This window comes from Kitasatospora sp. CMC57 (assembly GCF_045866025.2).
In the GTDB taxonomy this organism is placed as follows: domain Bacteria; phylum Actinomycetota; class Actinomycetes; order Streptomycetales; family Streptomycetaceae; genus Kitasatospora.
The window spans coordinates 6162381-6177198 of the sequence record NZ_AP035881.2 but is presented as its reverse complement, the minus strand read 5'-3'; the positions used below and the strand labels follow the sequence as shown (position 1 = coordinate 6177198).

Here is a 14818-nt window from a genome sequence, read left to right as displayed (position 1 = left end):
GCGAAGACCGGGCCGAGCGCACTCCACCTGCCGGTTGCTCCCGGGATCGTCGACGGCGGAACGTCCTGGGACGCCCGGTCGCGCCTGGACGATTCCCGGCGACTGACCGCCCGTCAGCTCCGGCCGCGCCGCCACCTGGGCGCCCGGGACGGCTTGGCGGCCGGCGCGGCGGTGCCGACCACTGGCTCGTCCCACTCGACCAGCGCCGCCGGGAACCAGGTCACCGGCGCGGTGTCGTCCCGGGTGTTGGCCCAGTCGGCGACCCGCTCGGCGTCGGCGCGTTCGGCCAGCAGACCGAACGGGCCGATCCGAACGTCCAGTTCGGCGACCGCCTGGTGGTGGAGGTCGCTGCAGAGCCAGGTGTGCAGGCCGCCGAGTTCGTAGCCGAGCACCTCCCAGCCGAGCCGGGTGCCGCCCTCGACCGGCACGGGCGGGGTGTGCAGGTTCTTGAGCAGGTCCGGGTCGGCGAACGCGCTCGCCCGGATCTCGGCCGCCAGCTCGGTCGCGCAGTCGTCCGGCAGCAGCATCGCGAGCAGCCGGGCGTCGGGGGCGACCCGGATTGACGCGCAGGCGGCAAGCGCGGCCTCCCGGGAGGGGAACCAGCAGCCGTCGGCCGGGAGGTGGTCGACCAGGCAGTCCGCCGCCGACACCAGCCGCTCGACGCCGGGCAGCCGGGCGTCCTCGGGCAGCTCGGCCCGGTCTTCGGGCGATTGGGGGACCGCAGGCAGGCCGGGCTCGACGACCAGGTAGCCGGCCACCCGCAGCTCGTCCTTCCTCGGCCCGCTCCGCCGGGCGCCCGACGGCCGCCCCAGCACGGGCAGCGGCTCGCAGACCTCCGGTACGCGGTGTTCGGTCAGCCAAAACAGGTACCCCCGGAGGTACGCCTCCAGGCCGCCGTCGATGTGGTCGACGTAGGCGCGCAGCCCGTGGGCCGCGTCGAGGTACCGATCGCGGTCCTCGGGCCGGGTGACGCCGCTCCACTCCTCGGCGGTCTCCAGCGCCCACTCCCGGACCCGGCCGCGCTCGCTCCACCAGCTCCGGACCGCGTCCGGTGTCCAGTGCCGGTCGCCGTCCATCGCGAAGCCGCGGTAGCCGAGCCGGAGATCGGCGACCAGGGCCTGGACCTGCCAGACGTCGTCGGGCTGCCGACTGACGAAGTCGCCGCCCGGGGTCCCGTCGTAGTAGGTGACCTCCGCGACATCGCGCGGCCCGATCGATCCGGCCTCGGTCTCGGTGCCGTAGAACGGGCCGGGCACGTTGCGCCAGTTCCGTTCGGCCCAGCGGCCGTCGAACGGGTCGGGCCCCTTGGCGATCAGGAACCGCGCCGCCGGTAGCGGGTCCCAATAGGTTCCGAACATCTCAGCTCCCCTGGCTCGGCCGTCCGGCCATGATGGCACCGACGGCCGCGCAGGAACCGATCACCCCGTCCACCCCTCATCTCCACGGGAGTTGACTCGGCGTCAACCCTCCTTCGCTCATCACCACCGAGCTCTGAGGAGTCTCCATGGTCGACACCGTCAACTCACTGGCCACCCGTCTTCACGAACTGCTGGTGGCGATCATGACTGAGGGCCCCGCCGCGGTGGGCACCGCTGGTCTGCACGACGTCATCGTGCGCGCCACGGCGCTCGGCCCCCAAGGCGCGTGGCTCGTCGCCGCAGGCCACGCAAGCCTCGGCGAAGTGGCCTGCCTGCACGGACAGGCGGACCAGGCCATCCGCCACTACGACGCTGCGGTGGCGGCCGGGTTCAACGACTGCGTGGCGCTCCACACGGCCCCCATGCGTCCGCTGCACCACGATCCCCGGTTCCGCTCCCTGTACCAACGGATGCGCGTCACCCAGGCCGACCTCGACGAGTTCTTCTGGCTGCAGCAGGAAATACAGATCGCGGTAAGGGAGGCCCGGCAAGCGACCGTCGACAACATCGGCCGCCTCGACACCGGGGTGTCGCTGCTCCCGCAGGCCCCCATGCCGACCCGGGAGCCGAACACCCTCGGTGTCCTGATCACTCGCATCGATCTCGCCGCGACCCAGAGCGCACTCCAACAGGCCGCCGTGAAGGCGGAGTTCCAGCGCAGCTCCGGCAACACCAGCCTCAGTCTCATGGACGACTCGTGGGACCACGACCGTGCCAGGCGCGATGCCTGGCACGCCGACGACGTGGATACCCGGCGCCAGCAGGCCGCCGACGCCCGGGCTTTCGTCGAACGCCCTGGCGCTGAGACCACGCTCATGCCCTGTCCGCCGCTGGGCTCGATCACCTACCCGGGCTGAGCAGTTGTCACCTCGCCCCCGCCGATCAGGATCGGCGGGGGCGAGGTGACAACTGCTCAGCCTTCGGTCAGCCAGTCCCCTTCGAGACCGTTGAGAACGAACCCGTTCTCGAAGCGCACCCGGTATCTGACCCGAGCGCCGACTCCGGGTCGGATACTCCCATCCGGATGACCCGCTGGTGGAGGTCATCGATCAGGCCGGCCGTGAAGCTGTCGAACTGGCCGCCCCGCGCGGCCTGTTCAAAGCTCGCGAGATTGTCCTGCGGCACGCCGCCGGCTTCCTTGGTCGAGCCCGTGACGACGCCCGCCAGGCCCTCGGCCAGGAACAGCGGACCAGGACGGCCCGTCCTGGCCGCTGTGTCGTCTCCGGTGACCTGTACATCCCGGGTCAGTCTCACCCTTGCGCCGCTCGCGTACGCCATCGTTGTACCCCGCTCGTTCGGTCCTGGCCGTGACCACGGAGAGCCTAGTCCTAGACGATCAGGCTCAGCGGGAGGATCAGGGCGATCGCGGTGACCGAGATGACGGTCTCCATCACCGACCAGGACTTGAGGGTCTGGCCGACCGTCATGCCGAAGTACTCCTTGACCAGCCAGAAGCCCGCGTCGTTGACGTGCGAGAAGAACAGCGAACCGGCGCCGATGGCGAGCACCAGCAGGGCCGCGTGCGAGGTGGAGAGACCGGAGGCCAGCGGGGCGACGATGCCCGCCGCCGTGATGGTGGCGACCGTGGCCGAGCCGGTGGCGAGGCGGATCAGGACGGCGATCAGCCAGCCGAGGAGCAGCGCCGAGATGTGCCACTTGGCGGACCACTCGCTGACCGCGTTGCCGACGCCGACGTCGATCAGGGTCTGCTTGAAGCCTCCGCCCGCGCCGACGATGAAGACGATGCCGGCGATCGGGGCGAGGGACTTCTCCATGGTGGTGGAGATCCGGTCCTTGGTGAAGCCGGCCGCGCGGCCGAGGGTGAACATCGCCAGCAGGGTCGCTGCGAGCAGGGCGATCAGCGGGGAGCCGATGAAGTCCATCACCCGCTGCGGACCGGCCTTGGGGTCGTCGACGACCACGTCGGCGAGTGCCTTGCCGAGCATCAGGACCACCGGCAGCAGGATGGTGGTCAGGACGGCGGCGAAGGAGGGGGTGCGCTCCGGCTTCTCGGTGGCGACGGGAGCGGGCGGCAAGGCCAGCGGGCCGACCCAGCGTTCGGCGAAGCGGGCGAAGAGCGGGCCCGCCACGACCAGGGTGGGGACGGCGATCAGCAGACCGAGCGCGAGCGTGACGCCGAGGTCGGCCTTGAGCGCGTCGACGGCGACCAGCGGGCCCGGGTGCGGGGGCACCAGGCCGTGCAGCACGGAGAGTCCGGCCAGGGCCGGTATGCCCAGGCGTATCACCGGGACGTTCCCGCGCCGGGCCACCAGCAGGACGATCGGGATCAGCAGCACCACCCCGACCTCGAAGAACAACGGCAGCCCGAGCACGGCGGCGATCAGCGCCATCGACCAGGGCAGCATCCGCCTGCCGGAGCGGCGCAGCACGGTGTCGGCGACGATGTCGGCTCCGCCGGAGTCGGCGAGCAGCTTGCCGAGCATCGCGCCCAGGCCGATCAGCAGGCCGACACTGCTGACGGTCGATCCGAACCCGGTGGCGAAGCTGCCGAGCAGCTTGTCGAAGGGCGCGCCCGCGACGGCGGCCAGCACTCCGGAGCCGAGGGTCAGGGCGAGGAAGGGGTGGAGCTTGAGGCGGGTGATCAGCAGGACGATGACGCCGATGCTGAGCAGTACCGCGAGCAGCAGGACACCGTCGCTGTCGGTGTGGGGCAGGGCAGCGGTCAGGGTGGTCACGCGGAGTCTCCGTTGACGGGGCGCGGGTGGTGGGGGATGAGCAGCCGGGCGGCGTGGTCGGCGAGGTCGGACGGACCCTGGGCGACGTCCAGTTCGAGGCCGGGCTCGTCGGCTTGGAGCGGTTCCAGGGCGGCGTACTGGGAGTCGAGCAGCGATGCGGGCATGAAGTGTCCGCTGCGCTCGGCCAGCCGGGACCGGATCAGGGCCTGATCGCCGGTCAGGTGCAGGAAGCGGGTCGCGGGAGCCTGGCTGCGGAGGGTGTCCCGGTAGCGGCGTTTGAGCGCCGAGCAGGCCACCACTCCCCCCGTCCCGGCGGCGACCCGGCCGCCGAGCCAGTCGGCCAGGGCGAGCAGCCAGGGCTGCCGGTCCTCGTCGTCGAGCGGGATGCCGGCCGCCATCTTGGCGATGTTGGCGGGCGGGTGGAAGTCGTCGGCCTCCGCGTACGGCAGGCCGAGGCGCTCGGCCAGTAGCCGGGCGACGGTGGTCTTGCCGACGCCCGAGACGCCCATCACCACGAGGGTGGGCGGCTGGTTCTCGACGCTGAGACCCATGGCTGGTGCTCCTGTTCTGGCTGGTCACGACCGACAGTGCCGCAAAGGTATGACTTATTCAAGAGGATGAAACCTAATCGTCATACATGTGCCCCCGGATATCATGATCCGATGGAGATCCAGGGCCTGCCAGGACGACTGCTTGCGGACCTCGGTCCGGCCATCGCCTCCGGCGAGATCCCGACGGGCGCGGTGCTCCGCGGCGAGGAACTGGAGGCCAGGTACGGGGTCTCCCGCACGGTGGTCCGGGAGGCGATCCGGATCCTGGAGTCGATGCGGATGGTCACCTCCCGCCGCCGGGTCGGCATCACCGTCCAGCCGAAGTCCGACTGGGACGTCTTCGACCCGTTGGTGATCCGTTGGCGGCTGGCCGGCGCCGACCGCCCGGCCCAGCTGCGCTCGCTCGGCTCGCTCCGGGTCGCGGTCGAACCGGCCGCCGCCGCACTCGCCGCCGTGCACGCCACCGACGACCAGCGCCGCGAACTCGGCGCCCTGGCCGTCGAACTGACGGTCACTGCCCGCGCCGCCGACCTGATCGCCTTCCTGCGGCACGACATCGCCTTCCACGCGACCGTCCTGCGCGCCTCCGGGAACGAGATGTTCGCCCACCTCGGCGACACGGTCGGCGCGGTGCTCACCGGCCGCACGGAGCACCAGCTGATGCCCCATCAACCGGAGCCTTACGCGGTGAAGTTGCACCGCGAGGTGGCCGACGCGATCTGCACCGGACAGGCGGAGGCGGCTGAGCGGGCGATGCGGACCATCGTGCAGGGCGCGCTGGCGGAGCTGGACGCGACGCTGGACGACTGAGCTCGCCGTCCGCGCACCCGCCCCTGGGCCCGGCCGGGTAGGGCCGATCGCCTGAATGGGTGAGCGCCGAGCGGGCAGGCTGGGTACGGACGCTCCGCTCACGCACGCCCTGGGGGTAGCCGATGCCCGCTGCACGCCGTCGCCGCCGTCTGCCGGACGAGGTGCGGGCCGCCGCCGTGCGCGCGTGGATGTTCCTCTCCTGCACACTGATCAGCCTGATCGTGGCCACGCTGGCCTCGTACGCGAGCAGTTGGCTGCTCGCGCCGGCGCTGATGGCCACTGCCCTCGGGGTGTTCGGCACCGCCTGGGGCCTGCTGGAGATCCTGATTTCCCGTCAGATCGCTGCCCAGCAGCAGCGCGGACCCGACTCGGCCGAACCGATGGCGGGCAGCCGTGAGCGGCGCCGGACCCGTGGGTCCGGCGCCGCCGCGACGGTGGATCAGGCTCGCTTGCGCAGGGTGTAGCCGTACTGGACCGGCCAGCGCGGCTCGGCGCCGAGCTCGTCCGCCGCGCGGTGCGGCCAGTACGCGTCGCGCAGCAGCTCGCGGCCGAGCGAGACCACGTCGGCCTGACCGCTCGCCACGATCCGCTCCGCCTGGGCCGGCTCGGTGATCAGCCCGACCGCCCCGGTGGGCAGCCCGGCCTCGGAGCGGATCCGGGCCGCGAACGGCACCTGGTAGCCGGGCCCGACCGCGATCTTCGCGTTCGGGTCGATGCCCGCGGAGGAGGCGTCCAGCAGGTCCACTCCGGCCGCGTGCAGCTCCTTGGCGAGCAGGACGGTGTCGTCCACCGTCCAGCTCGGCACACCGTCCAGCCAGTCGGTGGCCGAGGTCCGGTACAGCACCGGCAGCTCGGCGGGCCACACCTCACGGACGGCCGCGACCACCTCCAGCGCGAGCCGGCTGCGCCCGGCGAAGTCGCCGCCGTACGCGTCGGTGCGGTGGTTGGAGTGCGGGGACAGGAAGGAGTGGATCAGGTAGCCGTGCGCCCCGTGGACCTCCACCGCCTCGAAGCCGGCCGCCAGCGCCCGGCGGGCCGCCTCGGCGAACGCCCGGACCACCTCCTGGATCTCCTCGACCGTCAGCTCGTCCGGTACCTGGCTCTCCGCGCTGAACGGCACCGGGGAGGCACCGACCGGCTGCCAGCCGCCCGCCTCGATCGACAGCGGCTTCCCGCCCAGCCACGGCCGGTCGGTGGCGGCCTTCCGTCCGGCGTGAGCGAGCTGGATCGCCGGGACGGCGCCGTGCGACTTCACCAGCGCGGCGATCCGGGCCAGCTCCTCCTGCTGACGGTCGTTCCACAGCCCGAGGTCCCACGGCGAGATCCGGCCCTCGGGGCTGACCGCGGTGGCCTCGGTCATCACCAGACCGGCCCCGCCGGCCGCCCTGGCGCCCAGGTGGGCGAGGTGGAAGTCGGTCGCGACCCCGGTCTCCGGCCCCTCGGGCGCAGCGGAGTACATGCACATCGGCGCCAGCCAGATCCGGTTGGGCACGGTCAGCGAGCGAAGGGTGACGGGCTCGAACAGGGCACTCACGGTCGGCTCCTCGGTGGGGCTGCAGGGATGTTTGTACGATAGCTCTCGTAGTACGTCATCTGTCAAACTACGACGTTTCTCGTACTATTGACCCGTGGCCGACACCCAGCTCCCCGAACCCGCCCTGGCCGAGATCAGGCTCGCCGCGGTGCTGCACGCCCTCGCCGACCCGGTGCGACTCCGAATCGCCGCCGAACTCGCCCGCGACCAGGGCGAGTTGGCATGCCAGGCGTTCGACCTTCCGGTGACCAAGTCGACCACCACGCACCACTTCAAGGTGCTCCGCGAGGCCGGCGTGATCCGTCAGTGCCGCCGGGGCACCTCCCGGATGAGCCATCTGCGGACCGCGGACCTCGACACGCTCTTCCCCGGCCTGCTCGACGGCATCCTGAACGCCCACCTCGCGGAGGACGGGCGGAAGGTCTGAGCGGGGGCGTCAGTCGCCCTCCTCCTCCGGGGCGTGCGGGAGGGCGATGCCGTGGTGCGCGGCGATCCTGATCAGCGCGGTGACCCGGCCCCGGTACGCCTCGACCCCGTCGTCGTCGCCCGCCTCGCGGGCCTCGGCCAGCGCGAGCCGGGCCTGATCCAGCTGCTCACGGAGCTCTTCCTCGAACACACGTCAAGCATCGCACCAAACGGCCCGGCGGCCCTGGGGAGGCGGCGGCGCGGCGCCCGGTGGGCGACTGCCGTCGCACGCGACGCCGCCCACCAGGTGCCGAAGGTCCTCAGTCGGCGGGGCGCTTGAACATCCGCGTCGCGGTGATCTCGCCGTGGATGGCCGGCCCGTCCGGGTCCTGCGGCGCGGGGAGGCCGGGGCGCAGGTGTTCCTCCACCGAGATGTACTTCAGGCCCGCCCGCAGGTCGGCGTCGTTGCGCAGCCGGATCACCAGCGGGAACTCGGCCAGCGCCGTGGTGTCGAAGAGGCCGGTGGTGTAGATCAGCTGGACGCCGAGCGCGTCGGCCACCGCCCGCTGGAGCTCCAGCAGGTACGTCGCGTTGGCCCGCCCGATCGGGTTGTCCAGGAAGAGCGTGCCGGCGTGCCGCAGCTGGGACTGCCCCCGGTCGTTGGCCCGCAGCGCCGCCATCGTGCAGTACAGCGCGATCGCGGCGGTGAGCAGCTGGCCGCCGGAGAAGACGTCCGACATCTGACCGACGCTCACCCGCTCGGCCCGCAGCACCGCGTCCGGCTTGAGGATCTCCACCGCGACGCCCTTCGGGCCGATCGCGGCGGCCACCCCGCGCAGCAGCAGTGACATGCCGTCACGACGCAGGTCGGAGTTCTTCTTCACGGCCGACCGGGTGGCCTCGTCGATCACCTCGCCGAGCCGCTCGACCAGCAGCGCGTGGTCCGGGTCCTCGAAGCGGATCCGGAGGAACTCCTGCCCGGACCACTCCCCCAGGCCCTCCGGCAGCCGGGACAGCCGCTGGGCCGCGCGCAGGGTGGCGAGCGAGCTCTCCACCAGACCGCGCAGCCGGTCCACGATCGAGCCGCGGTTGCGCTCCAGCTGCGCCAGCTCGTCGGTGAGCACCCGCAGCCGGGGCGCGAAGGCGGTGGCCCAGGCGGCCGCGTGGTCGGGCAGTGCGGCGGCGGGCAGCTCGCGGATCTGCTGCCGGGCCGGTGTTCGGACCGCCTCGTACCTGGCCGCGTTGGCGTGCCGGACCAGGGCGTCCGAGGCGTCCCGGACGGCGAGCTCGGCGGCGGTCAACTCGGTGGAGGCGGTACGCAGCGCCCGGCGCGACTCGGCGGCGGCGCTCCGGGCCTCGGCGAGCGAGCCGAGGTAGGGCTCGGCGGGCTGCTCGTACTCCTCCGGGTGGTGGTCGCGGAGGCCGTCGCGGAGCTGCGCCGCGCTCTCGTCGAAGTCGGCGGCGGCGCTCTGCGCGGCGTCCAGGGTCCGCTGCAGGTCGGCCAGGGCGGTCCTGGCGGTCTCCACCAGTTCGCGCCGCTCGGCGAGGCGGGAGGTGGCGGTGCGCAGCAGCAGCTGGGCGTGCTCGGGGTCGGCCGGGACCAGGTCCTCCGGCAGCGCGGTGTGCTCCTCACCGCTGGCGGGGGCGGAGCGCTCGGCCTCGCCGCGCAGCCGGCCGAGCTGCTCGGAGGCGGTCGCCGAGCGGGCCTCGATGGTGGCGACCAGCTCCTCCGCCCGGGCGGCGGCGGCCTGCCGGGCCGGGCCGTCGGCGCCGTCCGGGCTGGCGAGCAGCTCCTCGGCCCGCAGTCGCACCTTGTTGGTGAGCCGGTCCAGCTCGGTGGCCGAGGCGGCCTCGTCGCCCTCGGCCCTGGCCTGCTCGGCCCGCAGGTCGGCGCCGACGCCGACCTTCTCGTAGAGCTGGGCAGCGGCCCGGTACGCCTCGCGCAGTGCGGGCAGCGAGGCAGGGGCCCCGGTGGGCTCCTCGGTCTCGGCGACGGCGGAGAGCTCGGAGCGTTCGGCGCGCAGCGTACGGGCGGTGCGGCGGGCGTCGTCGGCCGCGCGCTGGGCGGCCCGGCGGTCCTCGTCACAGGTGCGGGCCCGCTCGGCGCAGACCGTCTGGCGGCGGTCGCACTCGGCGGCGTCCTCGGTCAGCTCGCGCTGCCGGCGGGTCCAGTTGCCGCGCTCGCGGAGCCGGAAGGCCAGACCGGCCAGCGCGTCGGCCCGGCGGCGGGTGCGCTGGGCGGCCTCCCGGCGCTCCTCGTGCGCGGCGGCGGCGGTGAGCTGGTCGGCCTCGGCCTCGGCGTGCTCGGCGCGCAGGGTGGCCAGCTCGGCGGCGGCGGTCTCGGCCTGGGCGGCGGCGGCCAGGGTGGCTTCGGTCAACTCGGCCAGCGTGCCGGGCGGGCACTGCTGGTGCCAGGAGGCGAGCCGGGCGTTCAGCGCGCGGTCGGCGCCGAGCCGGGCGGCCAGCTCGCGGATGTGCTCCTCCCGGGCAGTGGCGCGGGTACGGAGCTGGCGGCGCTCCTCGTCGGCGGCGCCCTCGTTGTGCATCGCGGGGTTCGGCGGCACCAGGAAGAACGACGGCTCACCGCCGATCGGCGCGATCAGCGCGGCGGCGGTGCCGACCGCCACGGTGGAGCGCGGCAGCAGGGCGGCGGCCTGGAGGGCCTCCCTGGCCCGGTCGAGGGCCTCCGGGTCGGTGACCACCACGCCGTCGACCAGCTCGGGCCGGGCGGCCAGGATCGCCTCGTGGTCCGCCGGGTCGACCGACTGGGCCAGGTAGCGCCAGCCGGGCAGCGCAGGGATGCCGTGCTCGCCCAGGAACTCGACGGTGGCCAGCACGTCAGGCCCTGGCGGCAGCAGGCCGCCGTCGCCGAGCGCGGCCAGGATCCGGGAGTCGTCGGCGGCGGCGGTCCGCAGGTCGAAGAGCGTTCGCTCGGCGGTCGCGATGGCCGCTTCGAGCTGCTCGCGCAGCGCCTCGGCGTTGGCGTCCAGCAGGGCGGGGGTGAGCTGGCCCTCGTCCGGGCCGTCCTGATAGGGCGTCAGGGCGAGCAGCTCGGCGAGCCGGGGCTCGGCGGCCAGCGCGGCGGCGGCGCGCTGCTCGGCGGAGAGCGCGCGGTGGGCGTTCTGGTACGCGTCGCTGGCGCGGGCGGCGGCCAGCTCGGCGCGGGCCTCGGCGGCGGCGGTCTCCCTGGCCCGGGCGGCGGCCTGCTCGGCGGCGGCCCTGGACTGCTCCAGCGCGGCGGTAGCGGCCTGCTCCGCGTCGGCGGCGTGCAGGGCCGCGCGGGCCGGGTCCGGCTCGTCGGTGTCGGCGTCGATCCAGCCCGCCTCGACGGCCGCCTTGGTCTCCTGCTCCACCTCGGCCAGCCGCTGGCCCAGGTGGCCCGCCTCGGAGCGGGCCTTCTGGGCGGCGGTCGCGGCGGCGGTGGCCTCGGCCTGCGCGGCGGCGCCGTCGGACTGGAGCTCCCCGGCCCGCAGCTCCTCCTGGTCGGCCCTGCTCTCGGCGGCCCCGGCGGCGCTCTCCAGCGCGCGGGCCAGCGCCCCGGCCGCGCGGGCCCGGGCGGCGAGCGCGGGGGCGGCGTCCAGCTCGGCCTCCCGGATCGCCTCCGCGACCCGGGCCACCCGGTCGGCGGCGGCGCGGTGGCGCAGCACCGCCTCGGCGGCCTGCCAGGCGGAGTGCAACGTACGGGCCTCGGTCAGCTCGCGGCGCAACGCGGCGGCCTCGGTGGTGGCGGCGGCCAGGCCGAGGGTGGCGTGACGGTAGGTCAGCTCGGCGGTGATCAGCGAGTGCCTGGTGCGGTCCGCCTCGGCGGCGGTGACGGCGCTCGCGGCGGCCGCCACCTCGATCGCCAGGTCGTGGGCGCGCTCACGCTCCCCGCTCCCCCGGGCCGCGAGCGCGTGCGCCAGCTTGCGGGTACGGCGCTCGGCGGTCCGGTGCAACTCGCGGACCGACTCGCGCGCCGTGGTGGCGTCGACGATCCGCTGGAGCAGGTCGACCGAGCCCGCAGTGAAGTCCCGCTCGGCGGTGAGTTCGGCCCGGCGGCCGAGCTTGGCGGCGAAGCCGTGCACCAGGTCGGCCAGGCCGTCGGTGTCCCGGGTGTCGGTGACGGCGCGCAGCAGCAGGTCGGTGAAGTCAGCGTCGTGCTTGACCGCGAAGAGACCGGCCGCCTCGCCCTCGTCGGCGTTCATCTCGCGCTGGTAGCGGAAGAGTTCGGGGTCGAGGCCGAGGTCGGCGAGGTGCTCGTTCCACCGGTCGTGGCCGTCCTCGAAGACCAGCTCCAGGGCGGGGTACGCCTTGCCCGCCTCGGTCAGCGCGTCGCGGAAGCCCTTCATGGTGCGGCGACGGCCGCGCACCCGCTGGTCACCGGCCAGGCTGATCCGCTCGGCCACCGGCAGCGCGTCCAGGGTCAGGCCGTCGCCGGGGCGGAACGAGTACCAGGTCTCGGCGAACTTGCGCGGGTCGGACGAGACCTGACGGCCCCTCCACTCGCTGACCTTGCCGACCACGATCAGCTCGCCGGTGACGGTGTGCTGCCACTCCAGCGCCACGTGACCGCAGTCGTCGGCGAGCAGGAACTTGCGCAGCACGCCGGAGCTGGCGCCGCCCAGGGTGTTGCGGTGGCCGGGCAGCATCACCGAGAAGATCAGCTTGAGCAGGACGGACTTGCCGCCGCCGTTCTCCAGGAACAGCACCCCGGCCGGGGCCGGGCGCCGCTGCGGGCCCTCCGGCTCCTCGCCGAACAGGCCGATCTGCTGCGGCCGGGGCTCGGCCACCGGCTCACCGACTCCGCGCAGGTCGAGCACCGTGTCGGCGTAACGTGCACCGGCCGGTCCGATCGAGTACAGGCGGACCCGGTTGAGCTCGTACATGTGCGGCGGTTCTCCAGCTTGACGGTGGGTCGGAGGGTGGTCAGAGGGAGTGGAACGGCAGGCCCGCGTCGGCGACCAGGTCCTCGCTGTGGTCGGCGGGCAGCAGGGTGGCGGTGCCGTCGCTGACCGGGACGACGCCCAGGTCGAGCAGCTCGGCCATCGCGGCGCTGCCCGCCAGGTCGCGGACCTGGAGCTGGTAGCGGGCGGTGGTGCGGTAGGTGCCGCCGGCGTCGTCCGAGGTCTTCTGCAGGAAGCCGGAGTCGACCAGGAAGAGCACCGCCTTGGAGACGATGCCGATGGTCGAACCGGACAGCCGCCTGGCGTCCTTGGTGGCGCCGGTGGCGGAGCGGCGGGCCCAGACCCGCCAGGCCGCCTCCAGGCCGGGGGCGTCGGTGGTCGGGTCGGTGTTGGTGCCCTCCGCCTCGGCCCGCTCCTCCAGCCGGCGGCAGGCCTGCCGGACGAAGGCGTCGATGCCGTTCACCGTGATCCGGCCCAGGTAGCCGTCGTCGGCCAGGTCCTCCGGGCGGGGGAAGGCCATCGCGGCCACCGCGAGGTGGGCGAGCCCGTGCAGGAACCGGTCGGTGGTCTCCCCGGCGGCCCGGCGCGAGTAGTCGCCCATCCGGACCGCGAACACCGAGTCCTCGTCGGCGGCCACCGCCATGCCCGCCCGGGGGGAGACCTCCAGCACCACCAGGCCCATGCCGGTCGCCACTGCATCGGCCAGTCGGGCGAACGCCGGGTCCTCACGGTGCCGACGGATCAGCTCGGCGTACTCCGCGTCCCTGGCCGGGAGCAGCTTGGCCTGCAGGCCGAACGAGACCAGCCGGGCGGCGTCCGCCACGTCGGCGGGGGTGAGGGCGGCTGCCGCCGGGGCGACGTGCGGTTCGGCCTCGGGCTCCCAGGTGTCGGTGCTCACGAGTGGTACTCCTCACGGATTGGTGCACCCAGGGGCGCGGAGCTCTGGTGGTACGGCCCGACACGCATGTCAGCTTGCGTCCTTGCGGTCCGCCGCCATGCCGACCGCGTCGAGCAGGGCGCTGCCCACGATGAGGTCCGCGCCGCCGAACTCCTGGTCGTCGAGCCGGGTGCCGTCGTCCACGGCGAAGAGCAACCGCTCCTCGCCCTGACGGTACGCCGTCCCCACCGGGGGGCTGGCCGCGTGGATCGCGAGCAGCGCGACCAGGTACGGCAGGTCCGGGTCCCTCCGGCGGGCTTCGGCGAGCAGGCCGGAGAGGCGTCGGGGGGCGTCCGGCGGGAGGTCGAGGAGCTCCAGCGCGGCTTCCAGCTGGGCTTCGGTGAAGCGGCTGTCGTCGGGGGTGGCGACCAGGTCGGGGTCGGGCAGCTCGGCGCCGAGGTTCTCGCGCTCGACCGGCGGGGTGAGCAGCAGGTCGACCAGGTCGGTGAGCCGGACCGAGACCGGGGTGCGCAGCCCGATGCCTCGGGCGAAGAACGCGTCGGTGGGGCGGATGGCGTGCTCGACCGGCAGCTCCAGCAGCGGCGCGAGCAGTTGCCCGTACAGGTCGATGCCGCTGCGGGCGGTGGGGGCGGCGAACGCCTGCCGGTCCTGCTCGGCACGGAACAGCGGGCCGGCCTCCAGCAGGCGGGTCTGCAGCTGGGTGTGGCGGCGGATGCAGTCCTTGACGATGTCGACCAGCTCGGCGGCCCGGCGCTTCTGCTCGGCGTCCTCGGACTCGTCGCGGGCCTTGCGGATGTTGGTGAGGATCGCGTTCTCGTGCCGGTAGCGGTCGGCGATGTGGTCGAGCGCCTCGTCGATCAGGTCGGGGACGGCCTGCATCCAGTCCACCGCGCGGACGTTGCGCCGGGTCGCGTCCAGCGCGCGGCGCAGCGTCTCGGCGTACTGGACCGTGCGGTACCTGGCCTGCTCGGCGGCGAGCTGGGCGTCAGCCAGCCGGCCCCGGCTGATCAGCACCTCGAGCTTGACCTCGGCCGCGATCTGAGCGGACGTCACGTCCGTGTCGAGGGCGCCGACCAGGACGTTGACCGCCTCGTCGGTGGTGCGCAGGTAGACGCCGCCGTCCGGGCCCGGCACCTCCTCGATCAGCTTGAAGTCGTAGTCGCGCCGGACGTACGAGCCGTCGGCGCCGAAGGTGCCGTAGACGGCGCGGAAGCCGCGGTCCACGCTGCCGACGTTGATCAGCGACTCGAGCACCCAGCGGGCCACCCGCTCGTGCTCGGCGGCGGGACGGCCGGGGTTCTGCGCGGCGACCCGGGGGTGCAGGCGGCCGAGCACTATGTCGCGGTCGGCTCCGGTGTCGAAGTCCATGTTGAGCGTGACCACGTCGATCGCGGCGAGCCCGATCTCAGCCATCGCGTACGAGCTGTACTCGCCCGCCAGGTTGACCTTGCGGCTCTCCAGGTCGTGCAGCGGGGCGGTGCAGGCCAGCGCCTTGAGCCGACGGGCCAGCCCCTCGTCGGCGGCCGGGCCCGGTGCGGGCCGGGCGGCGCCGGGGGCGGCCGGCCGGAGCGTCTGCCCGGTGGGTCGGTCTGCGATGGCGGTCACGGTGGACAAGGTTAGAGG

At 73.8% G+C, this 14818-nt stretch carries 13 protein-coding genes; 4 read left to right on the top strand and 9 right to left on the bottom strand.

All coding sequences use genetic code 11. From position 1 onward, the window contains the following. Nucleotides 1–113 precede the first annotated feature (113 nt). Nucleotides 114–1358 (bottom strand): hypothetical protein, encoded by a 1245-nt coding sequence (locus tag ACKUU6_RS27765; protein ID WP_407991307.1) that lies wholly within the window; start codon nucleotides 1356–1358, stop codon nucleotides 114–116. Nucleotides 1359–1504: 146 nt separating this feature from the next. On the opposite strand from ACKUU6_RS27765, the gene ACKUU6_RS27760 reads away from it, so the two are divergent. Continuing rightward, the gene (locus ACKUU6_RS27760) at nucleotides 1505–2275 is read left to right on the top strand and encodes a hypothetical protein (protein WP_407991306.1); all 771 of its coding nucleotides are present in this window, start codon (nucleotides 1505–1507) and stop codon (nucleotides 2273–2275) included. Nucleotides 2276–2342: 67 nt separating this feature from the next. Here the strand turns inward: ACKUU6_RS27760 and ACKUU6_RS27755 are convergent, their stop codons facing one another. Genes ACKUU6_RS27755 through ACKUU6_RS27745 form a run of 3 tightly spaced genes read right to left on the bottom strand, consistent with a single transcriptional unit; the run spans nucleotide 2343 to nucleotide 4665 of the window. Continuing rightward, on the bottom strand, nucleotides 2343–2696 hold the full coding sequence (locus ACKUU6_RS27755) for a hypothetical protein (RefSeq protein ID WP_407991305.1): 354 nt from the start codon (nucleotides 2694–2696) through the stop codon (nucleotides 2343–2345). A 50-nt stretch (nucleotides 2697–2746) separates the two neighbouring features. Further along, a complete protein-coding gene (locus ACKUU6_RS27750; RefSeq protein WP_407991304.1) occupies nucleotides 2747–4114 on the bottom strand; it encodes a gluconate:H+ symporter in 1368 nt (455 codons plus the stop codon). Further along, nucleotides 4111–4665, bottom strand: a complete 555-nt coding sequence (locus tag ACKUU6_RS27745) for a gluconokinase (RefSeq protein WP_407991303.1) — start codon at nucleotides 4663–4665, stop codon at nucleotides 4111–4113. Before ACKUU6_RS27745 ends, ACKUU6_RS27750 begins: the two co-directional genes overlap by 4 nt. Before the next feature lie 111 nt (nucleotides 4666–4776). On the opposite strand from ACKUU6_RS27745, the gene ACKUU6_RS27740 reads away from it, so the two are divergent. Further along, nucleotides 4777–5475, top strand: coding sequence for a FadR/GntR family transcriptional regulator (locus tag ACKUU6_RS27740; RefSeq protein WP_407991302.1), 699 nt, complete (start codon nucleotides 4777–4779; stop codon nucleotides 5473–5475). A gap of 122 nt (nucleotides 5476–5597) precedes the next feature. Further along, nucleotides 5598–5939, top strand: coding sequence for a hypothetical protein (locus tag ACKUU6_RS27735; protein ID WP_407991301.1), 342 nt, complete (start codon nucleotides 5598–5600; stop codon nucleotides 5937–5939). Here the strand turns inward: ACKUU6_RS27735 and ACKUU6_RS27730 are convergent. After that, nucleotides 5915–7009, bottom strand: coding sequence for an NADH:flavin oxidoreductase/NADH oxidase (locus ACKUU6_RS27730; RefSeq protein ID WP_407991300.1), 1095 nt, complete (start codon nucleotides 7007–7009; stop codon nucleotides 5915–5917). The two genes, ACKUU6_RS27735 and ACKUU6_RS27730, sit on opposite strands and share 25 nt — an antisense overlap. A 94-nt stretch (nucleotides 7010–7103) precedes the next feature. Between ACKUU6_RS27730 and ACKUU6_RS27725 the strand changes: the two genes are divergently transcribed. Continuing rightward, the gene (locus ACKUU6_RS27725) at nucleotides 7104–7436 is read left to right on the top strand and encodes an ArsR/SmtB family transcription factor (protein ID WP_407991299.1); all 333 of its coding nucleotides are present in this window, start codon (nucleotides 7104–7106) and stop codon (nucleotides 7434–7436) included. Nucleotides 7437–7445: 9 nt separating this feature from the next. Here the strand turns inward: ACKUU6_RS27725 and ACKUU6_RS27720 are convergent, their stop codons facing one another. The 4 genes from ACKUU6_RS27720 to ACKUU6_RS27705 all read right to left on the bottom strand — a co-directional run bounded on the left by ACKUU6_RS27720 (nucleotide 7446) and on the right by ACKUU6_RS27705 (nucleotide 14800). Next, nucleotides 7446–7625, bottom strand: a complete 180-nt coding sequence (locus tag ACKUU6_RS27720; RefSeq protein ID WP_407991298.1) for a hypothetical protein — start codon at nucleotides 7623–7625, stop codon at nucleotides 7446–7448. 109 nt (nucleotides 7626–7734) lie between these two features. Next, a complete protein-coding gene (locus tag ACKUU6_RS27715) occupies nucleotides 7735–12279 on the bottom strand; it encodes a hypothetical protein (RefSeq protein WP_407991297.1) in 4545 nt (1514 codons plus the stop codon). 40 nt (nucleotides 12280–12319) lie between these two features. Beyond that, nucleotides 12320–13195 (bottom strand): hypothetical protein, encoded by an 876-nt coding sequence (locus ACKUU6_RS27710; protein WP_407991296.1) that lies wholly within the window; start codon nucleotides 13193–13195, stop codon nucleotides 12320–12322. A gap of 69 nt (nucleotides 13196–13264) precedes the next feature. Next, nucleotides 13265–14800 (bottom strand): hypothetical protein, encoded by a 1536-nt coding sequence (locus ACKUU6_RS27705; protein WP_407991295.1) that lies wholly within the window; start codon nucleotides 14798–14800, stop codon nucleotides 13265–13267. Between the last annotated feature and the right edge of the window lie 18 nt (nucleotides 14801–14818).